This window comes from Paracoccus yeei ATCC BAA-599 (assembly GCF_000622145.1).
GTDB classification, from domain to species: Bacteria; Pseudomonadota; Alphaproteobacteria; order Rhodobacterales; family Rhodobacteraceae; genus Paracoccus; species Paracoccus yeei.
In genome coordinates, this window is record NZ_JHWH01000030.1 from 1 (window position 1) to 23,801 (window position 23,801).

Genomic DNA, 23,801 nt, shown 5'->3' on the forward strand with positions numbered 1-23,801 from the left:
TTCACCCTCGCGCTCCCGACCAGCGCAGCCAGGCGCTGGACCCTGTTTAGAGAAGAGAGAGGCAACCCGGCGTGGCGATCTATCATCTCAGTGCGAAAGTGATCAGCCGGGTCGGGGGGCGGTCATCGGTCGCAGCCGCCGCCTACCGGACGGCTGGGCGGCTGCGGGATGAGCGGCAGGGGTTGGAGCATGACTATTCCCGCAAGGGCGGGGTCGTGCATTCCGAGATCATGGCCCCCGCCAATGCGCCCGACTGGATGCGCGATCGCGATCAGCTCTGGAACGCCGTCGAGGCCGTCGAGAAACGGCGCGATGCTCAGCTCGCCCGCGAGATTGAAGTGGCTCTTCCCCGCGAGCTCGATCGGGGCGAGCGGTTGGATTTGTTGCGCGGGTTCGTGCAGCGCGAATTTGTTGATCGCGGCATGATCGCGGACGTGGCCATTCACGAGGGCAAGGCCCGTGATGGCCACGGTCAGCCCCATGCACATGTCATGCTGACCATGCGCGAGCTGACCGGCGAGGGGTTCGGGAAGAAGGATCGCAGCTGGAATGCGCCGGACCTGCTGATGGGCTGGCGCGAAGCCTGGGCGCGGGACGCGAACACGGCCCTTGACCGGGCAGGGCGGTCGGAGCGGATCGACCACCGGTCGCTCGATGTTCAGCGCACTGAGGCCGAGCAACAGGTCGAGCGGGCGCGCGGGGGCGGGCAGGAAGAGCTGGCGCTTGAACGCGAGAAGAAGGTGATCGAGCTCAGCCGAGAGCCAGAGCCGAAAATCGGCCCATCGGCCAATGCCCAGGAGAAACGCGGGATCGTCACGGAGCGTGGTGAGGCTTTCCGCGCGGCGCAGGCGCGCAATGCACAGCGCCAAGAGTTGGGCTGGCGGCAGTTGGAATTGCGGCTTGAGCTGATGGAGCGCGGGCGCGCCTTCATTGCCACCGCGCGCGAACGGCTGGATCAGCTATGGGGCCGCGCCGAGGCGGCGATGTCACGGATCAAGGAGAGGGTTATGGGCGAGGTTGAGAGGCCGCAGACAGGTGCCGACCGGGGCGACATGGACGCGCGCCGTGCGGCGGTGTTGGGGCGCGATGTTGACCGACCCGAGGTGCAAGCACCGGATGTCGGGCGGGAGAGGGTTGCGCCTGACGATCCAGACCGAGATCGTCGGGACACCATCCTTGGGCGTGCGCGCGGTTTCGGACAGGAGCGGGATGCAGCGGCGGTAGAACGGGACATTGCCGCCCGCGACGGCGAGGGCCGTGACCAAGGGCGGCGGGATGACATTCTTGGGCGCGGGCGGGATACTGCGTCCGAGCGCGGGCAGGGCCGTGATCGCGACAGAGAACGTTAAAAACTGAAAGGAACCACACAGTGTTTGAAGATCGCTACCACAAGGATCAGCCCGTCGTAAAATCAATGGCACAGCGCATTGCGAAAAATAGCCCCCAAGTATTCGCGACCCAAGACGATTTTGTAGCAGCCTACGGCCAAGAGGCTGCGGACATGGTGGGCAAAGGTGGTTTGCTTGCAGCCCTTTGGGATCTCGGAATTGATGCTGTTCCCGCATCGTTCGAAGGGGAGGGGCGCAACCAGCCAAAGGGCCTGAAGACTAGCCCAGTCGGTAAGGCTTCCTAATGTTTGGTCTCTTCAAAAAGCAGGAGAAGCAAACGCAGCCGCTTCCTACCTACACGGACGTTTACGACACCATGTTGTATCAAGCGCCGGATGGGGCATCGAAAGGGGTGCTGCCGACGATCTATGCCTTTCGGGTTAAAGACCCATCGTGGTCGCCAGACCCAAGGCCGGATTTCGTACTTCTTGAAACCGACGATGAAATCCAAGCGTGGCAGCAGGCCATGGCAGGTTCCGTTGTTCTGAATGATGAGGGGCACATCACCGATGGCCCATTGCTTGTCTGGAATAGTCTTCCAAGCCTGCTGACGGGAGATGACGAGATCATCGCTATGTATTCGCCGGTGCGTGATGCGGACACTTGGCCGGTTTTGACCCTTCAGGCGCACCCGTTCGACATGGCCCTAGACATCAAGCCCGCACGGGACCGATATTATTTTGAACAGAACAAGTTCGTAGGATTTCTGTAGAACGCGATGCCGCGTCATCCTGAAACGGTTACGGCGGGGCGGTGGCTTTCGTCCGCGCTTGGTTTGACGATGAAGCCGCCGCTCCGGCCTGTAAACAGCGCGTGGCCGCCATGCGCCAGCGTCACCCTCTTCTAGAGGGTGACGCTGGTCATGCTTTCAGGATTTGCTCTGCCGACATGTCCATCTCGGCAAGCAAATCTTGGCGAGCCTTCTCTGATTTCGCAGCATGAGCGCGTTTGGTGAGCGCCGCGAGCTTCTTGTGCTCGGCATCCTTGGGGTTATACCGAGGTATGCTCAAGTGTTTGAAGATATTGCTAACCTGAATTTGAATTGTGTGGCTCTCGACGTACTCCTTCACGAGCGTGGAGTTCAAAATTCCACAGACGAAATACGCTGTATCCTCTGAATCAAAGTCAGCAAAATACACCTTGTGATCCGGCACATAAGGACGCGCCCCGATAAGGGGAACGGTGGAATTTGTGAAGACCGCAGCCTCGAAGGTCGTTGATAGCTCGGCCCAAACCACCTTAAACGGGGAGAAGGTGTAAGGGCCAGTATTGTATACCGCAAAAAATGGCGCACCCTTTTGGCGAAGCCGAAACGTTGATCGACGTTCTAGGAGAGATTTATAGTGACTTAGAAATTTCTTCGTCTGCTTGAGCTTGGATACACCTGTCTCGGCTGCCTTGTACTCAGCGCCTGTGATGCCTTTATTTGGCACCATAATGTAAAGTTGATCCTTCACATGCACGTCGCATGCGGAGAAGTCGCTGGCTCCCTTCAGCAACGGATACAGCAAATCAGGCTCGATCCAAAAGCGTCGAGCAGGTCCAATATCAGTTTTTCCAGCCTCCGGGCGCGTCTCTACTTGGACCAAGCCGGTAGCGGCGTTCTGATCGACGATCCGAACCATGTACACGCCGTTGAGATCGGCTGTCACGCCCTTCCGGCCGCTCACCCAATCACTCTGACCTTGCAAGCCTGCCATGTCCGCGAACCGGCCCGGTGGCAAAATTGCCCACGGAGAATTGCCTCCGTTAACAGGATTTGCCTCCCATGCGTGTTGCTGGACGCGCGCCAGAACCGCAGTTTTGGTCAGCCCTTCCGGGATCGCAGCGGACTCCCCGGCAACCTTCTCCCAGATTGCATATGGGACAGGGAATGTTGTCTTTGTCTCTCGACCCACTTTGCGCAGGCGCATGATGGCCGTTTTGTTGGCAACCTTAGGGAAGGGTTTTAGCTTCTTTAGGTCGTCAATGCGCTCTGGGACTAGGTTGTAGTCTTCATTGATCCGGAAGCTTCTGAATCCCTGAGACGAAGGAGATTGGAAGTGCGTTTGCGTGATTACGAATGTCAAAATGCCATCGGCTTTGAGCCATTTGTCGGCGACCGTGTACGTAATCATACCGGAGATATCGAGTTCATTTCCCCCATGGTAGGGAGTCTCGGAAAAGATCGTGTATTGTTCGCAGGTCGGTTTGATGCGCTGGCGATAGAGTTCAGGCAGGTTGGACCATCGGACCCATGGCGGGTTGCCGATCACGAGGTCAAACTGCCCGGCCACGGCTGACCAGAAGAAGTTGCGCACGATGCGAAACCAGATTCCATTCCATGCTTTGCGGTGAAGTTCTAGAACCTGCCCATAGGTTGACCCGAGAGCATCACGCCATTTGTCCGCCTCTTCGTTGGACATGATGCCAGCTCCAACAAGAAGCTGCTCTACCCCCGGGTACTCCTTTTCATCGTGAACAGCGTCAGCCATGATCGAGAACGCGTCGTCGAGACGGCGCCGATCAAATGCGAGAGCCGCCGGCAACACGATGTTGAGATCGGCCTGGGCGCTACCAATCCCGTATTCGACAAACTCTTGACCAGCAGAAGGCGAGTGGGCCGGCGAATAAACCGCGTCTGCCAACAGCACCGGCAGCTCGACTTCAATACCGGCAAGCGCGACCAGATCGGCAATGGCGATTAGGAAGTTGGTGCGTGCCGCTTGAACAGCTAGAGGGTTGAGGTCAAACCCCCACACCTCATCCAGCAGCTTGGTCAACGTGTCGGTAGGTGAGAGGTGGGCTTGCTCTGCGAGTTCTCGTTTGCGCCGGATGGCCTCAAGCAAAAATGAGCCGGAACCGCAAGTCGGGTCGAGCGCCCGCACCGTGCTCCAATCAGCAACCTCAGCTCGGTCGCAAGCGACATCAGCTAGCCAGTCCGGTGTGTAAAACTCCCCAAGGGCCTTGCGTAGAGTCTCGGGCACCAGTGCCTGATAGAAGGACTTCAACACATCGTGCGAACGCGCTGCGCTGAGATCGTCCATGCGGTAAAGGGCGAGCTGCGTGAGAAGCGGCCGGATCGCTGAGCAGGCCGCGGCACGATCGGCGGCGGGGATGCTCCGATCTACATACCAAGAGAAAACGGCCTCCTCGACAAAGCCCACAATGCGAGCGGCTTCGAAGAACGCGCCTCTCTCTACCTCCTTATCTAGAAGGTCTAAGAGTTGATCGTCATCAAGCCCAAGCAGATGCTCACAGAAATCCGGATAGGCTGTGAGGTTATACTGCGCCACAATTTCCGCAGCGAGAAGCTTCATCACGAACGCATTGTAAGTGTGGATCGCAAACAAAGCGGCCGCGACTGTATCACCTACGGGGAGTTTAGGAGAGAACGGAATATGTCGGCGGATCTCTGCGGCTTGTGCAGCCGAAAGATCAGCCACTTGGCCAAACAACGTCCGCCACTCTTCGAACAACAGTTTTATTTTGTTGTTGCCAGGTGCTGTAAGCTGCCGCTCAAGTTGATGTACCAGGCTTGCCATCATGGCATGTCCGATTTCGGCTTCGTGACCGAAATCTTCGACCAGATTGCTCGCGGTGACAGCGCGGCGCTTTGAATCAAAGCAAGCCTGCGCGACCAGATCAACAGAAGCCTCGTTGAATGGCAGGAGATTGCGGTGGATAATCTGTCCTGCTTTCATAAAAGCAAAGCAGATATGATCACCGTCTATCGCGATGCCAATATAGTCCTCTTCCGGTATCTCTTCGGACTTCGAGCGCGCCTTGATGTACTTAAAGAGCCGATCATGAACAGCCTCAATAAATGAAGCGCTTTTCGTGCTGCCCTTGAAGAATCCGGGTCCCTTAAACTCAATAATGACTTGGTTATACGACGCGTCATTGCGGCCTCTCTCCGCATGAAACGTAATCCCCAAATCGTTCTCGATATGCTTCAGCCAGCCCTTCCGAAGCTCTTCTTCGTTGACCCAGGCAGGCCGGTCCTTCTTGAGATTTGCAAACAGCGTTGACATTGCTGGCGTTTTCCGATCCGGCAAGCTCACTTCTTTCCCTCTCCCCTCTGCCCCAGGAATGGGAGAGGTAACTGAAGCTCGTCACGGGCTGACCGCTCAAGCAATTCGCAGATTGCGTGCCGCGCAATCCAAGCTTTCGACACCTTCGACCGCGCAGCCAGGGCTTCGAGCGCCAGATGATCGTCGTCCGAGAGATTCACAGTTATGCGGTTCTTCGATGTCATGGCGGCCTTGATGCACCTTGCAGCACTGTGCTGCAAGGTGCATGATACGCTTCTCGAGTAGCGCAATCAAGTATCGCAAAAACCACCGTTTTTGAGAGCTCCGCCGTAGAAGCATCTGCTACGCTCGAAGACTTGGCCTCTGATCTCTTAAAACTATCTCTTGAAATAAAACTCTCAATTCCCTCATGGTGCGACGACTTTTAAGAGGTTTGTATGCTCGTCGGTTATGCCCGCGTGTCACTTTCAGAAGACGACTGCACTTATTGTCAGAAGCGCTTGGCACTTGGATATCTACCGAAACCCTTGATGTTAGGCGCACCCCATTTCGGATCAGCAGATAGGCCGAGAGAGGCGCAGATCAGGCTTCCGGGCTTTGCGCTCCCCGGCGATTTGGTGGAGTAAGTTCCTGTGCCACGGGTTGCTTGGGTGCTGGCAGGAACCTGTAGACCGACGAGCGCGCGATCCCGAGTTGCTTTGCGATGGCGGTGGGGCTGAGCCGTTCCTCGAAGTGCAGCCTGCGGACCTCCGCGGGATCGATCTTCGGCTTGCGGCCCTTGTAGACGCCCCGCACCTTGGCAGCGGCAATTCCTTCCATCTGCCGCTCGCGGCGCAGGTTGGTCTCGAACTCGGCAAAAACGCCCAGCATGTCGAAGAAGGCCTTGCCGGCGGCGGTCGAGGTGTCCACCGGCTGTTCGGTGGCCTTCAGGGTGACGCCCTTGGCCTTCAGCTCATGCACGATGTCCTGCAGGTCCTTCAGCGAGCGCGCCAGCCGGTCGATGCGGGTGATGACCAGCGTATCGCCTGCGCGCAGGAACTGGAGCAGGATGTCCAACTCGGCCCGGCCTTCGCGTCGGGTGCCGGTTTTCTTCTCGGATCGGATCACCTGACAGCCGGCGGTCCGCAGAGCTGTTTCTTGCAGCGCGAGATCTTGGTCGGTCGTAGATACCCGCGCGTAGCCGTAAAGGGTCATGAGGGGCCGTTCTGTCCTGTTGAGGTCTAGACCCGTGCACGCTACCGTCCGAAAGCCCGTGGAACAAACCCTATTTGGACAAGCCCCGGTGTCCGATGCATCTGTCCGGATGAGGTATACCTATTTAGTAAATCTCGGCTGGCTGTATACTTGGCCTGTCTGGACGCGAGCTGAGGAGCGGCTGCGGCATAGTTCAGATGTGGCCCTTGCGAGTTGATAGAAACAATGCTGTTTATTCATTCGCCATTCTGCCCAAAAAATGCCGATGCCGATCTGCTGCCAAGCATTGCGATCAATACCGGGCGGTTTATACTCCATCGGATGTCGTCCTATCGTCCTTGTGCACAATGCTGCGCCACCTGACCTCCCTGCTGCTGATGGTAGCCGTCCTATTTTTCGCGGCGCTTCCCCATGCCTCCATGGCGGGAGGAGCGCCCGAGATGCCAGGCGCGTGCCTGCATCACCAAGCGGGATTGGCCGAGCATCCCGACACCGCGGGTCCATGCGGCCAAGCGGGGCACAGGATGTCGGAAGCCTGCGCGATCGCTTGTGTCGGGCCGATGGCCCCGGCGCCGCAGCCTGCCAGCGCATTTCTGGCAGAGTTCGCCACGATCGCGCTCTGGTTTCCGTCCGCGCTTGTCCTGCGGGGCCGGCTGACCGACCCGGACGACCGCCCTCCCAAATCCCTCTGATCGCCTCCTGAGCGGAGCCGCAAGTTGGCTCCAGTCCGAGTGCTACCCTGCGGGGTCTGATGGATTTTTAGACATGACACTGACACGCCGCGGCTTTCTGGCCGCATCCGCCGCCATGGCCGCCACAACCGCATGGCCGCGCCTAGCCGCCGCCGGTGAACAGCCGCTGTCCCTGACCGCCACGACCCGCGTGATCGAGGTCGATGGCCGCGCCGCCACTGTGATGGGGCTGGCGAACGGCTCCGGCGGCCAAGGGCTGATCCTGGACCCTGGCCAGCGTTTCCGGGTGGACCTGACCAACGCTCTGGCCGAGGACACCATCATCCACTGGCACGGGCAGATCCCGCCCAACGCGCAGGATGGCGTGCCGGGCCTGCCGATGCCCCTGCTGAAGCCGGGCGAGACCCGCAGCTTCGACTATGCGCCTCTGCCCGGCACCTTCTGGATGCACAGCCATGTGCCGCTGCAGGAGATGAGCCTGCTTGCCGCCCCCCTGATCGTGCGCCGGCCCGAGGATCTCGCGGCCGACCGTCAGGAGGTGGTGATGTTCCTGCACGACTTCTCGTTTCGTCCGCCCTCCGAGGTGATGGCCGAACTGGTGGAAGGCGGCGGGCACCACGACATGGCGGCCATGGGCGCGCCCGCGGCCGGGCATGGGGCCATGGCCGGCATGGACCACTCCGGCATGGCGATGGGAGGAACGGGTCATTCGGGCATGGGCGGCATGGCCATGGACCTCAACGACATCGAGTTCGACGCCTATCTCGCCAACGACCGCACGCTTGCCGATCCCGAGGTGATCGCCGTCGAACGCGGGGGGCGCGTCCTGCTGCGGGTCATCAACGCGGCGGCCGCCACGTCCTTCTGGATCGACACCGGCGGGATCGCCGCGCGGCTGGTGGCGGTCGACGGGCATCCGGTGGCGCCTGTCAAAGGCACGCGCTTCGGGCTGGCCATGGGCCAGAGGCTCGACCTGGAGATCGACATTCCCGATGCAGGGGCGTTCCCGATCCTCGCCCTGCGCGAAGGCGCACGCGAGCGGACCGGGATCGTCCTTGCCACGCCCGGCGCCTCCGTGCCCCGGATCGAGGCAATGGGCGACAGCGCCAGCGGCGCTTTCGACATCGACCTCGCGCAGGAGGGCCTGCTGCGCGCCGCCTTGGCCGATGCGGAGACGTCGCTTGCGGCGCGGCCCGCGGATCGCTCGCACATGATCATGCTCGGCGGATCGATGCAGCCCTATCTCTGGACCATCGACGGCCGGACCTGGGGCGACCATAGGCCGATCACCGCCCGGACGGGCGAGCGCGTGCATCTGACGTTCCACAACATGTCGATGATGGGGCACCCGATGCACCTGCACGGCCATGTGTTCCAGGTGGTGAACGTCAACGGACAGGCGATTTCCGGCGCGCTGCGGGACACGGTCTATGTGCCGCCGATGGCCATGGTGACGGTGGCGCTGGACGCCGGCGAGGCCGCGCGCTGGATGCTGCACTGCCACCACATGCCGCATCTGTTCACCGGCATGATGACCGAGTTCGCCGTCACGGCCTGAGAGAGCCGCCACCGGAGGAAGCCGCTTTCCGGTGGCAAGACAGGTTAACAAGGCGCCCGGCGGAAATGGCTGAAGGCCGACCCGGTCGGCAGTGCCGCCGCAGAGCGGGCGCAGGAAGACAAAGGATGAGATCATGAACAAGGGACTGATCGGCGCGCTGGCCGTTGCCGCCATTGCTGCGGCAGGCTGGTATTGGAGCCAGGACGGGATCGGCGGCGCCACCAGCCTCGCCCCCCAATCCGGCCCGGCCGCCCAAGGGGCACCCATGGCGCAGGTCGTCGTGCCGGCGGAATTCTCCCCGCAAGCGCAACAGGGCGAAGTCTATTACACCGCGGCCTGCGCCTCCTGCCACGGCACGAATGCCGCCGGGCAGGAGGGGATCGCCCCGCCCCTCGTCCACCGCATCTACGAACCGTCGCATCACGGCGACATGGCCTTCGTGCTGGCGGCGCGGAACGGCGTGCGGGCACATCACTGGCCCTTTGGCGACATGCCCCCCGTCGGGCAGCCTTTGACCGATGGCGAGCTTGCCGCCATCATCGCCTATGTGCGCGAATTGCAGCGCGCGAACGGCATCTCATGACGGGCGGGACAGGGATGAACATCACCGAAGCCGCCCGCGCCTCGGGCCTGAGCGCCAAGACCATCCGGTATTATGAGGAGATCGGCCTCGTGTCCCCGCAGCGGGGAACGAACGGCTACCGGCACTTCGGCGCGGAGGATGTGCAGCGTCTGACCTTCCTTGGCCGCGCGCGGCGTCTGGACTTCCCGCTGCAGGACTGTCGCGAGCTTCTGACGCTGAGCGCGGACACACATCGCAGCAGCGCGGACGTGCGCGAGATCGCCCTGCGCCATCTCGCGCAGGTGGACGAGCGTCTGGCGGAACTCGGCCAGTTGCGTGAGGCCCTGCAGCAGCTTGTCGACAGCTGCGCGGGTGACGCGAGACCGGATTGCGCGATCCTCGACGCGCTGTCGGGAGGTCCCCCCGACGCGAACGGACGCTAGCCGCCGCTCCGCTCGGTCTGGATCGCGCGGATGCGCGGAGGCCACTGCGACTTGATGAAGGCGAGGATGGCGGCGATGTCGCCCTCCGACAGCACCTCACCGAAGCCTGGCATGCCCGAGGTCATCGCCACGCCCATGTCGTCCAGCACCGCCTGCCCGCCGCGGCGGATGTAGTCGGTCAGCATGGCGTCGCCGTGGTGCCAGGTGTGGCCGGTCTCGTCATGGGGCGGCGCGGGCAGCACCCCGTCCGCGCCCGCGATCTGCCAGTCGGGCTGCCCTTCCAGCCGCGCGCCGTGGCAGGAGGCGCAGTGCTGCGCATAGAGCGCGGCCCCGCGCCGCAGGTCGGGGGTCTTGCCGTAAGCCCAGGCCGCGACGATCGCCAGGACCACAAGGGCAAGGACAATCAGCCAGGCGACGGACCGGCGCAGGAGGATGGGAGGCTCTGGGATCATGCGTGCATGAGTGCCGCCGCCGGCGCCGAGGTCAACCCGAGCGCGGATTTCCTCACCCGGTCTTGACCTTCCCGCGCTGGAACCCTCCACATGGGAGGGCATGAGACAAGCCGAGGAAGGTCCCATGCGCTTTCACATTCCCAACATGAGCTGCGGCGGCTGCGCCCGTGGCGTCACCCGCGCCATCGAGTCCGTCGATGCGAAGGCCCGCATCACCATCGACCAGGCCAGCCGGGAGGTCGAGGTCTCGACCGATCTGCCGCGTCCGCAGATCGCCGCCGCGCTTGCGGCCGCAGGCTATCCTGCGGCGCCAACAGCGGCCTGAGCGCGCCCGCGCCAGTGCGGGCCCGGCGAGTGCACCGATCCTCGCCGGGCCGGCTCACCTCAAGGAGCAGCCCATGTCTCATGATGTTTCCCCGCGCCCCCTCGCGACAGCCAAGGGCGTCCACGTCTGTCCCATGCACCCGGAGGTCCGGCAGCCCGGCCCCGGTCGCTGCCCGAAATGCGGGATGCATCTGGTGCCCGAGGCGGAAGCCTCCGGGGCGGCCGCCGGTCCCGCGTGTCACGGGCACGAACATCATGGCCATGGCGCATCCGCACACCACGCGCGCGGCCATGACACGGCCGCCCGTTCCGAGCCGGGAAAGACCTATGATCACGTGCCGCCCGGCTGGACCGGGGCGGTCTATACCTGTCCCATGCACCCCGAGGTGCGGCAGACCGAGGCCGGTTCCTGCCCGATCTGCGGCATGGGACTGGAACTTGAATCCGCCGCCATGGTGGATGACGGCCCCAATCCCGAGCTTGTCGATTTCACCCGCCGCTTCTGGCTCGGCGCTGTGCTGACCGTGCCGCTGCTGGTCCTGACCATGGGGCCGCTGATCGGCCTTGGCGGCGTGCGCGACATCTTCGGCGAGCGCGCGACGCTGTGGATCGAACTGGTCTTGGGAACGCCCGTGGTGCTGTGGAGCGGCTGGCCGTTCCTGGTGCGCGGCTGGCGGTCTTTCCGCACCGGCAACCTGAACATGTTCAGCCTGATCGCGATGGGCGTGATGGCGGCCTGGCTGTTCAGCGTGGCCGCCGTACTGGCGCCGCAGATCTTCCCCACAGGCTTCCGGGACGCCGAGGGGCATGTCGGGGTCTATTTCGAGGCGGCGGCCGTCATCGTGACGCTGGTCCTGCTGGGCCAGATCATGGAACTGCGCGCGCGCGAAGGCACCGGCCGGGCCATCCGCGCCCTGCTCGACATGGCACCCGCGACCGCGCGCATCATCCGGCCCGACGGCAGCGAGGCCGAGGTGCCGCTCGATGCGGTGCAGGTGGGCGACCGGCTGCGGGTGCGCCCTGGGGACAAGGTGCCGGTGGACGGGCTTGTCGTGGACGGCCGTTCGTCCGTCGACGAAAGCATGATCACCGGCGAGCCGCTGCCGGTCGAGAAGCTCTCCGGCGATCCGGTCACCGGGGCCACGATCAACGGCACCGGATCGCTGGTGATCGAGGCCACCCGCGTCGGCACCGACACCATGCTGAGCCAGATCGTCCAGATGGTCTCGAACGCGCAACGCTCGCGCGCGCCGATCCAGAAATACGCCGACAAGGTGGCCGGCCTGTTCGTGCCGGCGGTGATCGGGATCGCGGTTGTGGCCTTCATCGCTTGGGCGATCTGGGGACCCGCACCGTCGCTCTCCTATGGCCTGGTCGCGGCCGTGGCGGTGCTGATCATCGCCTGCCCCTGCGCGCTGGGGCTGGCCACGCCCATGTCGATCATGACCGCGACCGGGCGCGGCGCGCAGGCCGGGGTGCTGATCAAGAACGCCGAGGCGCTGGAGCGCTTCGAGACGGTGGACACCCTGATTGTGGACAAGACCGGCACCCTGACCGAGGGCCGGCCGCGCCTTGTCGCCGTGCTGCCCGAGCCCGGCCATGACGAGGACGCGATCCTGCGCCTTGCCGCCTCGCTCGAACGCGGCTCCGAGCATCCGCTGGCCGAGGCGATTGTCCGCGGCGCCGAGGAACGCGGCGTCGAGATGGTCGAGGCCGGAGAGTTCGAGGCCGTGACCGGCCAAGGGGTTCGTGGCACCGTGGACGGGCAGCCCGTTGCGCTCGGCAACATCCGGCTGCTGGCGGACATGGGGCTGGATGTCGGCGCCCTGACCGCGCGTGCCGACGCGCGGCGCGACGAAGGCGAGACGGTGATGTTCGTCGTGGTGGATGGCGCCGTCGCCGGCATGGTTGCGGTCGCGGACCCGGTCAAGGATACCACGCCCTCGGCGCTGAAGGCGCTGCACGCGCTTGGCTTCCGCATCATCATGGCGACCGGCGACAACGAGCGCACGGCCCGTGCCGTGGCCGCGCGCCTCGGCATCGACGAGATCCGCGCCGATGTGCTGCCCCAGGACAAGGCGCGGATCATCGCCGAGTTGCAGGCCGCCGGCCGGAAGGTGGCGATGGCGGGCGACGGCGTGAACGATGCGCCTGCGCTGGCGCAGGCCGATGTCGGCATCGCCATGGGAACCGGGGCCGATGTAGCGATCGAGAGTGCCGGGATCACGCTGGTCAGGGGCAACCTCGACGGCATTGTCCGGGCGCGGCGGCTGGCGCAGGCGACGATGCGGAACATCCGCCAGAACCTGTTCTTCGCCCTGATCTACAACGCCGCCGGGGTGCCGATCGCCGCGGGGCTGCTGTATCCCTTCTTTGGCATCCTCATCAGCCCGATGTTTGCGGCCTTCGCCATGAGCGCGTCCTCGATCTCGGTCGTGCTGAACGCCCTGCGGCTGAGAACGGTGCGGGTGTGACCCGGCACCGCGCATCCGCCGCACCCGTCTTCGCGAGGAGGTCGCGCCACCCCTTGCGGATGAACCCCGGCGCAGCAAACAGGAAAGGTGAACTCCATGCACCATCAATCCGCCGACATGCAGGCCTGCATCGAGGCCTGTCTGGACTGCCACAAGACCTGCCTCGGCATGGCGATGAACCACTGCCTTGAAGCGGGCGGCAAACATCTCGAACCGGAGCACTTCCGGCTGATGATCGCCTGCGCCGAAATCTGCCAGGCCGCGGCCAACGTGATGCTGACGGGCAGCGACATCCACAAGCGTCTCTGCGCCGTCTGCGCCGAGGTCTGCGAACAATGCGCCGCCAGCTGCGAGCAGGTCGGCGACATGCAGGACTGCGTGGACGCCTGCCGGCGCTGCGCGGAAAGCTGCCGGAAAATGGCGGCCTGAAATCAGAGGAGGCGTGCCAGCGTCACCGCCCGCCGCAGCTTGGAGCTTCGGCGGGCGGAAGAAACCGGTATGGGTGCTGCAAGCACCTGCCGATCACGCCGCAAGTGTTGCAGGCAGAGTGGAGGGCAGCACGCGCACTGTCGCCCCGTGCCGTGCGCGCCGATACAGGTCGATGGCGTCCTGGTCGAGAAGCCTGACGCAACCCGAGGACACCGCCTTGCCCAGGTATTCCGGTTCGCAGGCGCCGTGTATCCGGTAAAGCGTATCCTCGCCGTTCTGGAACAGATACAGCGCCCGCGCACCGAGCGGATTGCCCGGTCCCGGCTCCATCCCGCCATTGGCGACCGAATAGGGCTCCAGCTCCGGTCGGCGGGCGATCATCTCGTCAGGCACTTTCCACCGCGGCCACTTGCGGCGGAACTGCAGGCGCGCGTCGCCCGACCAGGCGAAGGCAGCGCGTCCCGTTCCCGCGCCATAGCGCATTGCGCGGTCCTTGGTTTCGAGCAGATGCAGCATGCCCGCGTCGGGATCGACGATGATCGTGCCGGGTGGCTCGTCGGGGAAAGGGTTGACGACCTCCTGCCGCCACAGATGCGGTGGCACCACGCCGGGCGGCACGGCCGGGACCGGATAGGGTTCGTCGGTGATGGCGCCGTAGAAGTCCGGCATCGGCAGAAAAGGGACGGCTGGCGCTGCCGGTTTCACGGGCGGATGCGGGAGCGGGGCGGCAGGTTTCGCGACGGGGCGGGTGCAGGCCGACAGGAGCACGGCAGCGCCAGCCACGGCGAAGTTGCGTCGGGTTATCATGTTGGGCGGTCCTTCTGAAAGCTGAGAAAGTGCGCGCCTGCGGCGCGGCGGCTCGGCTCAGCAGGACCGTGGGGGGCGGTAGATGGGCGGCGGGCTCTGTCCCGCTCCGGCTCGGCTGCGATCAATGCAGCGGCCTTCCCGTGCAGGATCGCGGCCACAGGATTCGGCAGTGGCAAGCAGCAGGTGTTCGGGATGACAGGGCGTGCCGGGCAGTGACCTATGGCACTCCCCCTCTGCTGGCGCGGCGGTCAACGCAACCTTGACGCGTGGCGCCATCCGAGAGGGGACAGCAAAGGTCTGGCGGACCGCAAATTCCTGAGTTCCGGTCACAGGTGGCGCCTTGATGCTGCCATACGCACCCCACGGAAGCACCAGGAGCACGAGAGCGATCACGGCCAAGGTCCGAAACAGCTGCATGGGAGCAAGGTGCCAAGCCCGTGCCGGCGCGTCGAGACCGCACTTGGCAATGTCACGACAAACTGTCGTGAGCCACCACACGCTTTGCGAAAAACTCAAGACGGGGTCAGCTGATCGTCTGTGTGATGATGGCCACTGATGCGGCGACTCTTCAGCGGGAGGCATCATGTCGCGGGCCATTGCGGTTCATCTGGAGGTTTCAGCCTCGCGCCTGACACACAGCGGTGGAATAATGGCGCTCATGAAGCTGATGAGATTCCAAACCCCGTGCACCATCAGCCGGCGCCTCCCTGCCGCCGATCCTCGTGGCTGTCCTCTCAATGGCAGCGAAACCGACGGTCGGGTCTATGCCGCACGGCAGGCGGATTGCTTGAACGGCGATGCGGCAATGCCCTGGACGTTCTTGGTGGATCGGCTGCAGCGCGCTGCAGCCATGCTTCTGCTTCTGGGGTTTGCGGCCTTTGCCTTGCAGGCGGCGGTTCAACCCGCCCTGGCCGCGCACATGACCCACGCTAGCCAGACCGCTGCCGCGGCGGATCAGGGTTGCGCGCATTTTCCCGCGGCCGGGGGCATGGACTCGGAAAGTGCTACCGAGACGGGTTGTTCCGATGATTCCCGATCATCCCTGCGGCATGATTGTTGCATTCAGTTTTGCACCTTTGTCGCCGTTCTGCCTGAGATGTCTCTGGTTGAGCCGACACGGGCGGATGATGTCCTCCCATTCCTCTGGTCGCATCGCTCCGGACGCGCACTCGACGGGGTATTAAGGCCTCCACGCCTGTCTGCATCCCTCTGACGGCGCTTGTGACCAGTCGAGGCCGTGCCCTCCGACCGTCTCGGTGAGATGAAGAGCGCCGTATTCGCCCATCACCATCCACAGGGAAACCGTGCGCGACACAGAACGCCGCTTCCCGCCCGAACACGAGTTGAGTCTCCATGAAACGAACTGCAATCGCTTTTTCCGTCAGCCTCCTGGCGGCGCTGCCGGCCGCTGCACTGGCTCAGGCCGGGCATGATACCCACCACGATCCGCAGCCCCCTGTGCAGGCGGATCAGACCCCCGCAACCGCGGCCGGGGCGATGGCCGCCATGCCGGGCATGCCCGAGCAATGCCGGATCATGATGCAGGGCATGCCATCCGAATGCATGACCGCCATGCAGCAGATGATGCAGGGCGGAATGATGCAGGGGATGATGGCCACGCCGGACGCGGCCCCTGGCGGCGAGAACCGTCCTGACTTCACCCGCGCCTATGTGGACACCATGGACGCAATGCACGGGCCGATGATGGAAGGCGCCATGGCCGACGATCCCGACATGGCCTTTGTCCGGGGCATGATCCCGCATCACCAAGGCGCCATCGCCATGGCGAAGATCGTGCAGCAGTATGGGGACGATCCCGAAACAAGGGGATGGGCCGCCCGGATCGTCGAAGCGCAGGAAGGCGAGATCGCCGAAATGCAGGCATGGCTGGACAGGAAGGCCAGCCCGAAGTCCGTGGACTTTGGCCAGACAGGAGGAACCGTCTGGTCGGCCAACGAGGGTGGCAACAGCCTCAGCGCCATCGACCTGGGCACCGGGGCGGTGACCACGGTGCCGCTGCCGGTGTCACCGCACAACGTCGATCTGACGCCGGACGGCCGCTTCCTCGTGGCCGTCGGCTCGCCTGCCGCAGGCGATCACGCCGCAGGCGGGCATGGCCATGCCGAGGACGGCGCGGCGGCAGGTCTTCTGGTGATCCTCGATCCGGCGGACAGGTCGCAGCCCGCTGTCACGGCCGGGGTCGGATCGCACCCGGCGCATGTCGTGGCCGACGGCCAAGGGCGCGCCTTTGTCTCGCTGTCGGGCGGCAACGAGGTCGCGGTCGTCGATCTGGCACGTGCCGAGGTGATCGGCCGCGTCGGGACCGGCGCCTCTCCGCATGGGCTCCGGCTCAGCCCGGACGGTGCCGAGCTTTACGTTGCCAATGTCGAGGACGGCTCTGTGTCCGTCATCGACACTGCAAGCCTGACGGAAGCGGCGCGCCTTCCGGTGGGCGCGGCGCCGGTCCAGGTCGGGTTCACCCCTGACGGCGGCAAGGTCTATGTTTCGTTGCGCGACGAGAACCGCGTGGCCGTGATCGACACCGCCACGCGTGAGGTCGTGGGCAAGGTGGAGGTCGGGCCGGGTCCGATCCAGCTTGTCGCAACCGCGGATGGCAAGCAAGTCTATGTGGCCAACCAGGGACCGGAGAATGCGCCGAACGATACGGTTTCCGTGATCGACGCGGCGACCGGACAGGTGGCCAAGACGCTGAAAACCGGACTTGGCGCACACGGCGTGTCGGCATCGGCGGATGGGGCGCTGGTGTTCGTGACCAATACCGCGGACGACAGCGTTTCGGTCATCGACGTGCGGCAGCAGAACGTCCTTGGAACGATGCCAGTGGGCGATGGTCCCAACGGCATCGTCTACGCAAGCCCGAACTGATCGGACCCGGAAAGGTGGAGCCGGGCGTTTCCGGCTCCACCCGCTCGCTCCATCGGAGCACGGCCTCGAAGAGGACAACGCTGCTGAAAGCTACGGAAGGCTCTCACTGCGCGGGGGGCTGCAGCGCCTTCTCGACCGCCTCGCCCACGGCGACATCATCCGGGCGCAGGGGCGGCAGGTCCGGGGCGGCATCAGGGATCGGGTTTGCATCGAGATCGGCGATCAGCGCCCGCATCTCAGCGATCTCCTGCATCTGCGCCTTGATGATGCCATCCGCCAGTTCGCGCACGCGGGGATCGCGGATATGCGCGCGCGAACTGGTCAGAACGGCGATGGAATGGTGCGGGATCATCGCTTCCATGTAGGACACATCTCCCACGGTCGCCTGGCTGCGCACGAACCATAGCGATCCCGCCGCTACGATCACCGCGGCCGCAATGATGCCCCAGTTGCGCCCTTTCTTGTCATACATCGCCCACATGAAGCCCATCATGATGACGGCCATGACCCCGCCCATCAGCAGCGCCATCCAGGCGCGCGTCTGGCTCCAGGCGACGTGGTCAAGCTCGTAGGTGTTGAGATACATCAGCCCGTACATGACCACGGTCGAGGTCAGGATCATCAGGCCGAAACGGGCATAGGACATTAGGACTCTCCGGTTGCGGCAGGGGTCAACCGGCCCGTTCAAGGCAAGGTTCCCGGCAGCCGGTCGGCGGCAGTTTCCGCAAGGCAAGGCTCAGGCCCTGCGCACAGGTAGATCGAAGCGCGGACAACGCTTCCGAACCCTCAAGAGGCAGGAACTCCTGAGACACCTGTGCCTCGATGAAGAGCGCGCGCAATCCCTCCAACGCAACCGGGTCGTGCCGCTTCCCACAGGAGGCCAGCGCATAGAGCGCCCGGGCCGTCTCAGGATTGTGTTGCGCGTCGGCGATGGCGTCGTGGACGACCTTCCAGGCTTCTTGCCAGCCTTTGCCCGACTTGCGCCGCAGGATGCGCATGAGGCGATCAAGGGTAAGCTCAGCACCCGGTCCGGGCAGGAACAGTTCAGCCTGTGCGCCCAATGGCCTGATTGCTTCGGTCTCGATCAACTCAATGGCATTGGCCGCCACCTCCAGCATCTGCAGCTGCGCGGGTAAGCCCAGAGCTTCGAAAGGCTGCCACGTCAGTCGCCCGGCACGCAGCGGCTGGCCGAAGTGGTTCCAGACCGCCCGGAGGCTGCGGGACCCTGCGCCGCACCGGGAGATGGGTGTGTTGAGTTCTTCCAGCAGGCTGCGCAGCAGACGAAACCACAAGTCCGCGGGAACGCGCTGGCGCGGCAATCGAACATGACCGGTCGTCAGCGCCTCCCAACTGCGCTGATCCATGCTCCGGATCGCCGCACTGGCCGGACGCGGTGAAGTATCGTTGCTTTTCCAATTAACGAATGTGCCAGGGAGGCCCCAGCAGGCTTCCAGCCAGCAGCCGTGCCGGGGGCAGCTCAGCATCAGCGGCACCATCCACATCAGCCACATGGGCCGATCTGCCCGCTCGTCCATGCAGTGTGGGCAGGCGCGGCTGATCGGCCGATCGGGGCGCCATGCCCGCCATCCGGCAACGGACCTCGTTGCGCGGCTGCGATCTTGCAGCAGGATCGTCAGCCTGAAGGCGTAGTCCTCCAAGGCGTCGGGGTCCGCCCCTTCCAGGCTGTCGAACAGGTCTGGTGCCCATCCGGCAAGGCTCAACGGCTATACGAGCCAATATCATCACGGGGAGGATATGGACGATGCCACCCCAGATCAAATCGACCCGAGCGAACTGACGGGCTTCACCCGAAGAACGCTCAAGATCGTCAATGCCTTGCAGGCATAGGAGCATCCAGATCAGCGCGTGGTGGTTGGGTACCTACGATATGAAAAGGCGCGGCTGCAAACGTGAGCCTCCCGTCCGGCGCTCATTGGCCTCCCGTGAGCTTGCCAATAAAAATTATTGGATATTTTCAAAAATCCGGTTATTATAATTATTGGATAATCGGGAGGCATCCATGCCCACTGTAGTGATCGCGTCGCCAAAGGGCGGTGCTGGGAAGTCGACCGCTGCCATCTTGCTAGGGACTGAGCTGGCCCATGCTGGTGCAAGTGTCGTAATGCTGGACTGTGACCCCAACCATTCATTGACGCTCTGGGCTGATCGAGCCCCCCTGCCCGACCGGATCAATGTGCTGTCAAACGTGACGGAGTCTGACATCGTCAGAACTATCAAGCAGCACGACACTGATGGTCAAATCGTGGTCGTAGACCTTGAGGGTGTAGCCTCACGATTGGTTTCGCGGGCAATTTCGCAAGCGGACCTCGTCATTACGCCTATGCGCGCGACAACACTGGACGCCACTATCGGTGTGCGCGCACTCCAGCTGATTGCCGAAGAGGAAGAGGCGCTGGATCGTAAGATCCAGCATGCGGTGGTCTTCACCATGACCAAGGCTATCCGTTCCAAACAGCACACTGGTATCGCCGAGTCCTTGGCAGCTCAGGGTGTGGACCTGATCGACCCGCCTCTTATGGAGCGTGCGGCTTTTTCTGCCCTCTTCGAATTCGGCGGAGACCTACGGAACATGCCTGCGCAGGGAAACATGGACGGAGCCATCGAGAACGCAGCGTTGTTTGCCCAGGCTGTGTACAAACGCTTGACAGAGGGGATCTGACATGTCGGACGGCAAAGCCTTCAACATCGACCTTGGCCGCCTGAAAAGCCGGGAGAAGGACCGCAGCCCGCAGGCTATCGAGAAGGCCGAGCGGGCAGGGGAGGAGCTAGGGTTCGTGGCGCGCGACGGCCAGAAGCGTCGTGGGCGCAAGCCAAGCCCTCGGACAGGGCAAGTTCATGCCAAGGTCTTGCCCGGTATCTCTGAAGAAATCGCCAACGAGGCGAAGCGCAGGGGGGTGCAGCAAGGTGTTCTGATTGAGGAGGCCTGGGCGCTCTATAAAGAAAAATCCGGTATTTAAAATTATCCGGTATTTTTTTGGTTCTGCATCCACTTCCGGCAGAACCCCAGAAAGGCTGCCTCCGGGTTGCGCGGCGTCTCTGGAAGCCACCCGCGCCACTCGCGTTCAAGATAGTGGACATCAAAGCCGGGCGCGAGCATCCGCGCTGTCTCGTAGACGTCAGGGTCAAGCTGGGGCGCGATCGCACGGGGCAGGACCACTTTCACGTTCTGACGGTTCGAGAAGCTCACCATGTCCTCTTGTTCGTCATAAGCGATGGCGTAGTCGGGCATGTGGTCGTGTTCTTGGTCCTCGCGTACGATGTTCAGGACAAGACGCCTGAACTCTCGCGGGGTCGAATTCGATCCACACTTCTTCTGCAGAAGCGACAAGCTGATCCGCCACTCCTTTTGCGCTCCACAGTGTTTTCGGGCCAGTTCATAGATGCGCCGCTCGAGGGGCTTGCGCAGGCGGAAGTAATCGCGATGCAGCGTCAGGACCTCTTTTGACCTGATCGCGTTGAATACCCAGTCCGACAGCTTGATCTCAACCTCTTGCATACGGCCATCACGGGTTTCCCTTACAATTTCCGCACTCTCAATCAGGCCGAAGGTTCGGAAGATTTCCTTGCCCCCGGTCACGATGTTCGTGCTGATCCGCGTACCGGCCAAGCGCTCAAGAGCAGCCTTCAACTGTGCGTAACCAGATCCTGCGGTATTGCGGTTTGTGGCTACCAGCATGTCGAAAGCGCGGAACCGGACAGTCTGGGAAACTTCCTTGCCATCATTGATGCCCGTCATCAGCTGGCTGATGCAGTAGATCAGAATGTCTCTGTCATGGACAGTCGCCAACCCATCCACAGACGGCTTGATCGCGATTTTGATGCCGTTGTGCTCATACTCCCTGACGCGGGTATCCGGCTTGGTAGAAAGTGAAAAAATCGGATGTTCCATCGAGGCCATGTCAGCCTTGGGAACGGCATCGAAGATGTCGCAGACGAAGAAGTCACCCTGCGGATAGCGATCCGGCAGAAGAGGGGAGCGATTGATTGCGGCTTCATCGGACACAGGGATGACTTTCGTACTTTCACACACAGTAAGGCAGGGGGAACTAGAAATCCATGCCTATTCGTACTTTCACACACGCGCGGCGGTTTCGTACTTTTGCCCACGCTCTATCGTACTTTCACACACGATCGATCGTACTTTCACACACGCACCGCCATAAATAGCCGCGATATTTCAATATCTTGCGCAGAATTTTCGAAGCTTAACACTGAATCTAACCCATATTTAACACCTAGGCCTGTGGATAAGTTCGCACTTGCCCTCAATGCAGAGGATTGGAGTCGAACTTTCCAGCATATACCCCGGTCTTAAAGTACAGGTTCTGCTTGGCCTTGAGCGGGTTACGATTGCCCACCAACAGCAGCAGATCATCCGCCTTCATGCCAGTGATCTGCTCAGCCGTCATGAGCTTCTGTCGCTGCTCCGAGTAGGAAAAATCCCGACCCTCGTTCGGGGCCTTTCCCTCTCGAATTTGCTGAGAATAGACAGTGCTTTCCCCGAGGTGGCGCGCAGCCCATTCAGCGGTTTCGATATCGTTGAGGTTGAAGACGCGCTTGGTGATGCAAGAGCCGAAGATCGAGCGGGCATCATTTGGCCCATAGGCCTTTTCAACCTGACCCGTGTCCTGGGTGACGAACAGCGCCTCAACACCGGCCCCTGCGGCGACGTTAGCAATGTTCATGATCTGCTCCATGCGGCCCATTCGCACGAATTCATCGAGAACCAGCAGGATCGGAGCCTTGACCTTGCGTCGCCCGTCCTGGCGCACGACCGTGCCCAGGACGAGGTTGATGAACAGGCGCATGAGATCGCTTGCTTATCCACCTGATCGAGCGGGACCACGATGAAGAGATCGACCTGGTCATCGAGCAGATCATCCATGCGGAAGCTGGACCCGGCCAGGAAGTGGCGCATGTTGTCGGACTGCATCCACTCAAAAGCTTTCGAAACCGCTGTCTGAATCGACCCGCGTTCACGGTCACCCGCGCGCAGGATCGTGGCGGCGGTCTGGGCCGGGCGGTGACCAACGATGTCCTTGTTTTCTGACCAAGCCTCAAGTGTGCTGTCGAGGTTCGCAGATAACAGAAGATCAGCCACGGCGATCAGGTTGCGCCGGTCCCGTTTTTCCTGCGTCACGATCACTTCGATCGCCGCCGCGACCAGCTGACGGGCCATTTCCGAGAAATGCGCCCCGTCGCCTTGTTCCGGTTTGACCAAGCCGTCCGCAACCAGGGCCACGTCGCGCGCCAGCTCGTGGGGGCGGATGTAGTCGAGCGGGTTGAACTGGTCCTGTCCGTCCTCGACGAGGCCGAAGGGGTTGAGGACCGCCACCTTGCGCCCGAGCTCTTCGCGGTGGCGGCGCGTGACGGCGAAATTCTCGCCCTTGATGTCCAGGACGACGACCGGCCCTTGGTGGTCGAGGATCGCCGGGATTACGGCGCTGACGCCCTTGCCGCCGCGTGTGCCGGAAACAACGAGATGATGCCCGCCGCGCCAGCCCTTTGCATCGTTCTTGGCGTAGCGCAGGAGCTTGCCCTTGTGTAGCGCGAGGGGCAGGCCGGTCTTGTTTCGGGCGAGCTGGGCAATGTCGCGCGGGTCCATCCAGCCCGCTTGCCACGGGCCGGTGCGGGATTTGCGGTTGCGGCCAATGCGCGGATTGAAAATTGCCGTGAGTGGCGCACTGATTGCAATTGCAATGCCCAAGGCTCCAATCCCGAAGGAGACAAGCATAGCCTCTTTGTGAAGATCGGAATATCCGGCCAACCCCATGAGGCCCTCCCAAATGGCGCGGGGGAGGGGCCTGCCCGCACTTGTCCATGTTTGGGCTGTTGCCACTATGCCGCTGAGAGGGCCTCTGAGGGGCCACAGGGCTACCAGCGCGGCCATGCACAAGCAAACCCACGCAAGGAGCTTCAGCAGGCCTCTCTGGCGCTCTGCGGTGGTGCCAAGCGTGTCGAGGATGGCGGCTATGGCGATGAGTGGAAAAGCCCAGGTCGTCACCGGGTAGATTGCGATCCATTGCGGAAGGTAGAGCGTGGCGGCGACGGCAAGGATCACCGCGCCGACCATCAGCACCCAATGGCGAGCTTCCAGAGCAAAGTTCATGGCCGGTCCTCTTGCGTGTCGGGAAACAAAATCTGCCAAAGCCCCCGGCTGCGGTCCCGCTGGGTAAGGCGGTTTGGCAGGTCGCGCCGAACCAGTTCTTGCAGCACAGGTTCGGCGCTCAAGCGGTCGAAGACCAAATTGCCCAGAAGCCATTTGAGGCGGTCTTCGTCTTTCTTTTCTGAGAGACGCCGCCGAGCATCGAGCGCAGCGATCTGGGCGTCGAGCTGGGCTTTCTTCTCGGCCAGTTCGTTGATCCGGGCATCGGTCGGGCGGCTTTGGGGCATCGGGTAACCTCGGGAAATCAGATCAACCGTAGCGAGAGAAACAAGCGTTGAAAAGTTGTAAATGCGCGCTTATACATTGTCTTCGACAACGTGCGCGTCCTCATGGGGGTAAACCCCCGCGCCGGACGGCTTCCCCCCAAGGCGGCGACGCCGCCTGAACGAGGG

The 23,801-nt window shown here is 62.8% G+C and carries 24 protein-coding genes; 13 read left to right on the top strand and 11 right to left on the bottom strand.

The features are described 5' to 3' along the window. The first annotated feature begins 71 nt into the window (after positions 1-71). The 3 genes from mobQ to BU28_RS0115725 are packed head-to-tail and all read left to right on the top strand — an operon-like array spanning position 72 to position 2,100. The gene (gene mobQ / locus BU28_RS24280; protein WP_051578252.1) at positions 72-1,349 is read left to right on the top strand and encodes a MobQ family relaxase; all 1,278 of its coding nucleotides are present in this window, start codon (positions 72-74) and stop codon (positions 1,347-1,349) included. Positions 1,350-1,369: 20 nt separating this feature from the next. Further along, complete coding sequence (locus BU28_RS25585) at positions 1,370-1,633, top strand: hypothetical protein (RefSeq protein WP_143809729.1); 264 nt, start codon at positions 1,370-1,372, stop codon at positions 1,631-1,633. Continuing rightward, positions 1,633-2,100 carry a hypothetical protein gene (locus BU28_RS0115725; protein ID WP_028720316.1) on the top strand — a complete coding sequence of 156 codons (468 nt, stop codon included), beginning with the start codon at positions 1,633-1,635 and terminating at the stop codon, positions 2,098-2,100. The genes BU28_RS25585 and BU28_RS0115725 overlap by 1 nt, the downstream gene beginning before the upstream one ends. Positions 2,101-2,248: 148 nt before the next feature. On the opposite strand, the gene BU28_RS0115730 is transcribed toward BU28_RS0115725, so the two are convergent. From BU28_RS0115730 to BU28_RS23330, 3 genes are all read right to left on the bottom strand, one after another. Further along, positions 2,249-5,431, bottom strand: coding sequence for an Eco57I restriction-modification methylase domain-containing protein (locus BU28_RS0115730; RefSeq protein WP_198944967.1), 3,183 nt, complete (start codon positions 5,429-5,431; stop codon positions 2,249-2,251). Beyond that, complete coding sequence (locus tag BU28_RS26815; protein ID WP_081791425.1) at positions 5,428-5,625, bottom strand: ribbon-helix-helix domain-containing protein; 198 nt, start codon at positions 5,623-5,625, stop codon at positions 5,428-5,430. Before BU28_RS26815 ends, BU28_RS0115730 begins: the two co-directional genes overlap by 4 nt. Before the next feature lie 358 nt (positions 5,626-5,983). Next, entirely contained in the window at positions 5,984-6,595 is a 612-nt protein-coding gene (locus BU28_RS23330) for a recombinase family protein (RefSeq protein ID WP_051578253.1), read from the bottom strand. Positions 6,596-7,360: 765 nt separating this feature from the next. Between BU28_RS23330 and BU28_RS0115750 the strand changes: the two genes are divergently transcribed. The 3 genes from BU28_RS0115750 to cueR all read left to right on the top strand — a co-directional run bounded on the left by BU28_RS0115750 (position 7,361) and on the right by cueR (position 9,850). Continuing rightward, a complete protein-coding gene (locus BU28_RS0115750; protein WP_028720319.1) occupies positions 7,361-8,845 on the top strand; it encodes a multicopper oxidase family protein in 1,485 nt (494 codons plus the stop codon). A 133-nt stretch (positions 8,846-8,978) separates the two neighbouring features. After that, positions 8,979-9,428: a c-type cytochrome gene (locus BU28_RS0115755; RefSeq protein WP_028720320.1), complete on the top strand. Its 450-nt coding sequence runs from the start codon at positions 8,979-8,981 to the stop codon at positions 9,426-9,428. Between the two features lie 14 nt (positions 9,429-9,442). After that, entirely contained in the window at positions 9,443-9,850 is a 408-nt protein-coding gene (gene cueR, locus BU28_RS0115760; protein ID WP_028720321.1) for a Cu(I)-responsive transcriptional regulator, read from the top strand. Here the strand turns inward: cueR and BU28_RS0115765 are convergent. Then, on the bottom strand, positions 9,847-10,302 hold the full coding sequence (locus BU28_RS0115765; protein WP_080623326.1) for a c-type cytochrome: 456 nt from the start codon (positions 10,300-10,302) through the stop codon (positions 9,847-9,849). The two genes, cueR and BU28_RS0115765, sit on opposite strands and share 4 nt — an antisense overlap. A gap of 124 nt (positions 10,303-10,426) precedes the next feature. On the opposite strand from BU28_RS0115765, the gene BU28_RS0115770 reads away from it, so the two are divergent. From BU28_RS0115770 to BU28_RS0115780, 3 genes are all read left to right on the top strand, one after another. Next, on the top strand, positions 10,427-10,627 hold the full coding sequence (locus BU28_RS0115770; protein WP_028720323.1) for a heavy-metal-associated domain-containing protein: 201 nt from the start codon (positions 10,427-10,429) through the stop codon (positions 10,625-10,627). 133 nt (positions 10,628-10,760) lie between these two features. Beyond that, entirely contained in the window at positions 10,761-13,100 is a 2,340-nt protein-coding gene (locus tag BU28_RS0115775) for a copper-transporting P-type ATPase (protein ID WP_415839876.1), read from the top strand. Positions 13,101-13,217: 117 nt separating this feature from the next. After that, entirely contained in the window at positions 13,218-13,529 is a 312-nt protein-coding gene (locus tag BU28_RS0115780) for a four-helix bundle copper-binding protein (RefSeq protein WP_211254162.1), read from the top strand. 93 nt (positions 13,530-13,622) lie between these two features. Here BU28_RS0115780 and BU28_RS0115785 read toward each other — a convergent pair whose 3' ends face one another. Further along, positions 13,623-14,336: a L,D-transpeptidase gene (locus BU28_RS0115785; RefSeq protein ID WP_036763120.1), complete on the bottom strand. Its 714-nt coding sequence runs from the start codon at positions 14,334-14,336 to the stop codon at positions 13,623-13,625. Between the two features lie 583 nt (positions 14,337-14,919). Between BU28_RS0115785 and BU28_RS25590 the strand changes: the two genes are divergently transcribed. Both BU28_RS25590 and copM read left to right on the top strand, forming a co-directional pair. Beyond that, positions 14,920-15,549, top strand: coding sequence for a hypothetical protein (locus tag BU28_RS25590; RefSeq protein WP_143809728.1), 630 nt, complete (start codon positions 14,920-14,922; stop codon positions 15,547-15,549). A gap of 140 nt (positions 15,550-15,689) precedes the next feature. Next, positions 15,690-17,222, top strand: coding sequence for a CopM family metallochaperone (copM, locus tag BU28_RS0115790; protein WP_028720327.1), 1,533 nt, complete (start codon positions 15,690-15,692; stop codon positions 17,220-17,222). 103 nt (positions 17,223-17,325) lie between these two features. Here the strand turns inward: copM and BU28_RS23335 are convergent, their stop codons facing one another. Together BU28_RS23335 and BU28_RS23340 are read right to left on the bottom strand one after the other, a co-directional pair. Next, positions 17,326-17,868, bottom strand: coding sequence for a DUF305 domain-containing protein (locus BU28_RS23335; RefSeq protein WP_051578254.1), 543 nt, complete (start codon positions 17,866-17,868; stop codon positions 17,326-17,328). A gap of 25 nt (positions 17,869-17,893) precedes the next feature. Beyond that, entirely contained in the window at positions 17,894-18,943 is a 1,050-nt protein-coding gene (locus tag BU28_RS23340) for a TniQ family protein (protein WP_051578255.1), read from the bottom strand. Between the two features lie 299 nt (positions 18,944-19,242). Here BU28_RS23340 and BU28_RS0115805 point away from each other — a divergent pair, with 299 nt between their 5' ends. Beyond that, the gene (locus BU28_RS0115805) at positions 19,243-19,902 is read left to right on the top strand and encodes a ParA family protein (protein WP_028720328.1); all 660 of its coding nucleotides are present in this window, start codon (positions 19,243-19,245) and stop codon (positions 19,900-19,902) included. 1 nt (position 19,903) lies between these two features. Then, entirely contained in the window at positions 19,904-20,200 is a 297-nt protein-coding gene (locus BU28_RS0115810; RefSeq protein ID WP_028720329.1) for a hypothetical protein, read from the top strand. A 2-nt stretch (positions 20,201-20,202) separates the two neighbouring features. Here BU28_RS0115810 and BU28_RS0115815 read toward each other — a convergent pair whose 3' ends face one another. From BU28_RS0115815 to BU28_RS25865, 4 genes are all read right to left on the bottom strand, one after another. Next, positions 20,203-21,246, bottom strand: coding sequence for a replication initiator protein A (locus BU28_RS0115815; protein WP_028720330.1), 1,044 nt, complete (start codon positions 21,244-21,246; stop codon positions 20,203-20,205). Between the two features lie 262 nt (positions 21,247-21,508). Continuing rightward, complete coding sequence (locus BU28_RS26650) at positions 21,509-22,015, bottom strand: type IV secretory system conjugative DNA transfer family protein (protein WP_269845837.1); 507 nt, start codon at positions 22,013-22,015, stop codon at positions 21,509-21,511. After that, the gene (locus BU28_RS26655; protein WP_051578256.1) at positions 21,925-23,352 is read right to left on the bottom strand and encodes a type IV secretory system conjugative DNA transfer family protein; all 1,428 of its coding nucleotides are present in this window, start codon (positions 23,350-23,352) and stop codon (positions 21,925-21,927) included. The genes BU28_RS26650 and BU28_RS26655 overlap by 91 nt, the downstream gene beginning before the upstream one ends. After that, the gene (locus tag BU28_RS25865) at positions 23,349-23,636 is read right to left on the bottom strand and encodes a hypothetical protein (protein ID WP_028720331.1); all 288 of its coding nucleotides are present in this window, start codon (positions 23,634-23,636) and stop codon (positions 23,349-23,351) included. Before BU28_RS25865 ends, BU28_RS26655 begins: the two co-directional genes overlap by 4 nt. Positions 23,637-23,801: the final 165 nt, after the last annotated feature.

What these genes read in the sequence shown, in the direction of transcription:
- BU28_RS0115750 (WP_028720319.1), top strand. Translation starts at nt 7,361, where the DNA reads ATGACACTGACACGCCGCGGCTTTCTGGCCGCATCCGCCGCCATGGCC.
- copM (WP_028720327.1), top strand. Translation starts at nt 15,690, where the DNA reads ATGAAACGAACTGCAATCGCTTTTTCCGTCAGCCTCCTGGCGGCGCTG.
- BU28_RS25590 (WP_143809728.1), top strand. Translation starts at nt 14,920, where the DNA reads ATGTCGCGGGCCATTGCGGTTCATCTGGAGGTTTCAGCCTCGCGCCTG.
- BU28_RS23330 (WP_051578253.1), bottom strand. Translation starts at nt 6,595, where the DNA reads ATGACCCTTTACGGCTACGCGCGGGTATCTACGACCGACCAAGATCTC.
- BU28_RS0115755 (WP_028720320.1), top strand. Translation starts at nt 8,979, where the DNA reads ATGAACAAGGGACTGATCGGCGCGCTGGCCGTTGCCGCCATTGCTGCG.
- BU28_RS25865 (WP_028720331.1), bottom strand. Translation starts at nt 23,636, where the DNA reads ATGCCCCAAAGCCGCCCGACCGATGCCCGGATCAACGAACTGGCCGAG.
- BU28_RS26655 (WP_051578256.1), bottom strand. Translation starts at nt 23,352, where the DNA reads ATGAACTTTGCTCTGGAAGCTCGCCATTGGGTGCTGATGGTCGGCGCG.
- BU28_RS0115770 (WP_028720323.1), top strand. Translation starts at nt 10,427, where the DNA reads ATGCGCTTTCACATTCCCAACATGAGCTGCGGCGGCTGCGCCCGTGGC.
- BU28_RS0115780 (WP_211254162.1), top strand. Translation starts at nt 13,218, where the DNA reads ATGCAGGCCTGCATCGAGGCCTGTCTGGACTGCCACAAGACCTGCCTC.
- BU28_RS0115765 (WP_080623326.1), bottom strand. Translation starts at nt 10,302, where the DNA reads ATGATCCCAGAGCCTCCCATCCTCCTGCGCCGGTCCGTCGCCTGGCTG.
- BU28_RS0115810 (WP_028720329.1), top strand. Translation starts at nt 19,904, where the DNA reads ATGTCGGACGGCAAAGCCTTCAACATCGACCTTGGCCGCCTGAAAAGC.
- BU28_RS0115775 (WP_415839876.1), top strand. Translation starts at nt 10,761, where the DNA reads ATGCACCCGGAGGTCCGGCAGCCCGGCCCCGGTCGCTGCCCGAAATGC.
- BU28_RS0115785 (WP_036763120.1), bottom strand. Translation starts at nt 14,336, where the DNA reads ATGATAACCCGACGCAACTTCGCCGTGGCTGGCGCTGCCGTGCTCCTG.
- BU28_RS26815 (WP_081791425.1), bottom strand. Translation starts at nt 5,625, where the DNA reads ATGACATCGAAGAACCGCATAACTGTGAATCTCTCGGACGACGATCAT.
- BU28_RS0115725 (WP_028720316.1), top strand. Translation starts at nt 1,633, where the DNA reads ATGTTTGGTCTCTTCAAAAAGCAGGAGAAGCAAACGCAGCCGCTTCCT.
- BU28_RS0115805 (WP_028720328.1), top strand. Translation starts at nt 19,243, where the DNA reads ATGCCCACTGTAGTGATCGCGTCGCCAAAGGGCGGTGCTGGGAAGTCG.
- BU28_RS23335 (WP_051578254.1), bottom strand. Translation starts at nt 17,868, where the DNA reads ATGTCCTATGCCCGTTTCGGCCTGATGATCCTGACCTCGACCGTGGTC.
- cueR (WP_028720321.1), top strand. Translation starts at nt 9,443, where the DNA reads ATGAACATCACCGAAGCCGCCCGCGCCTCGGGCCTGAGCGCCAAGACC.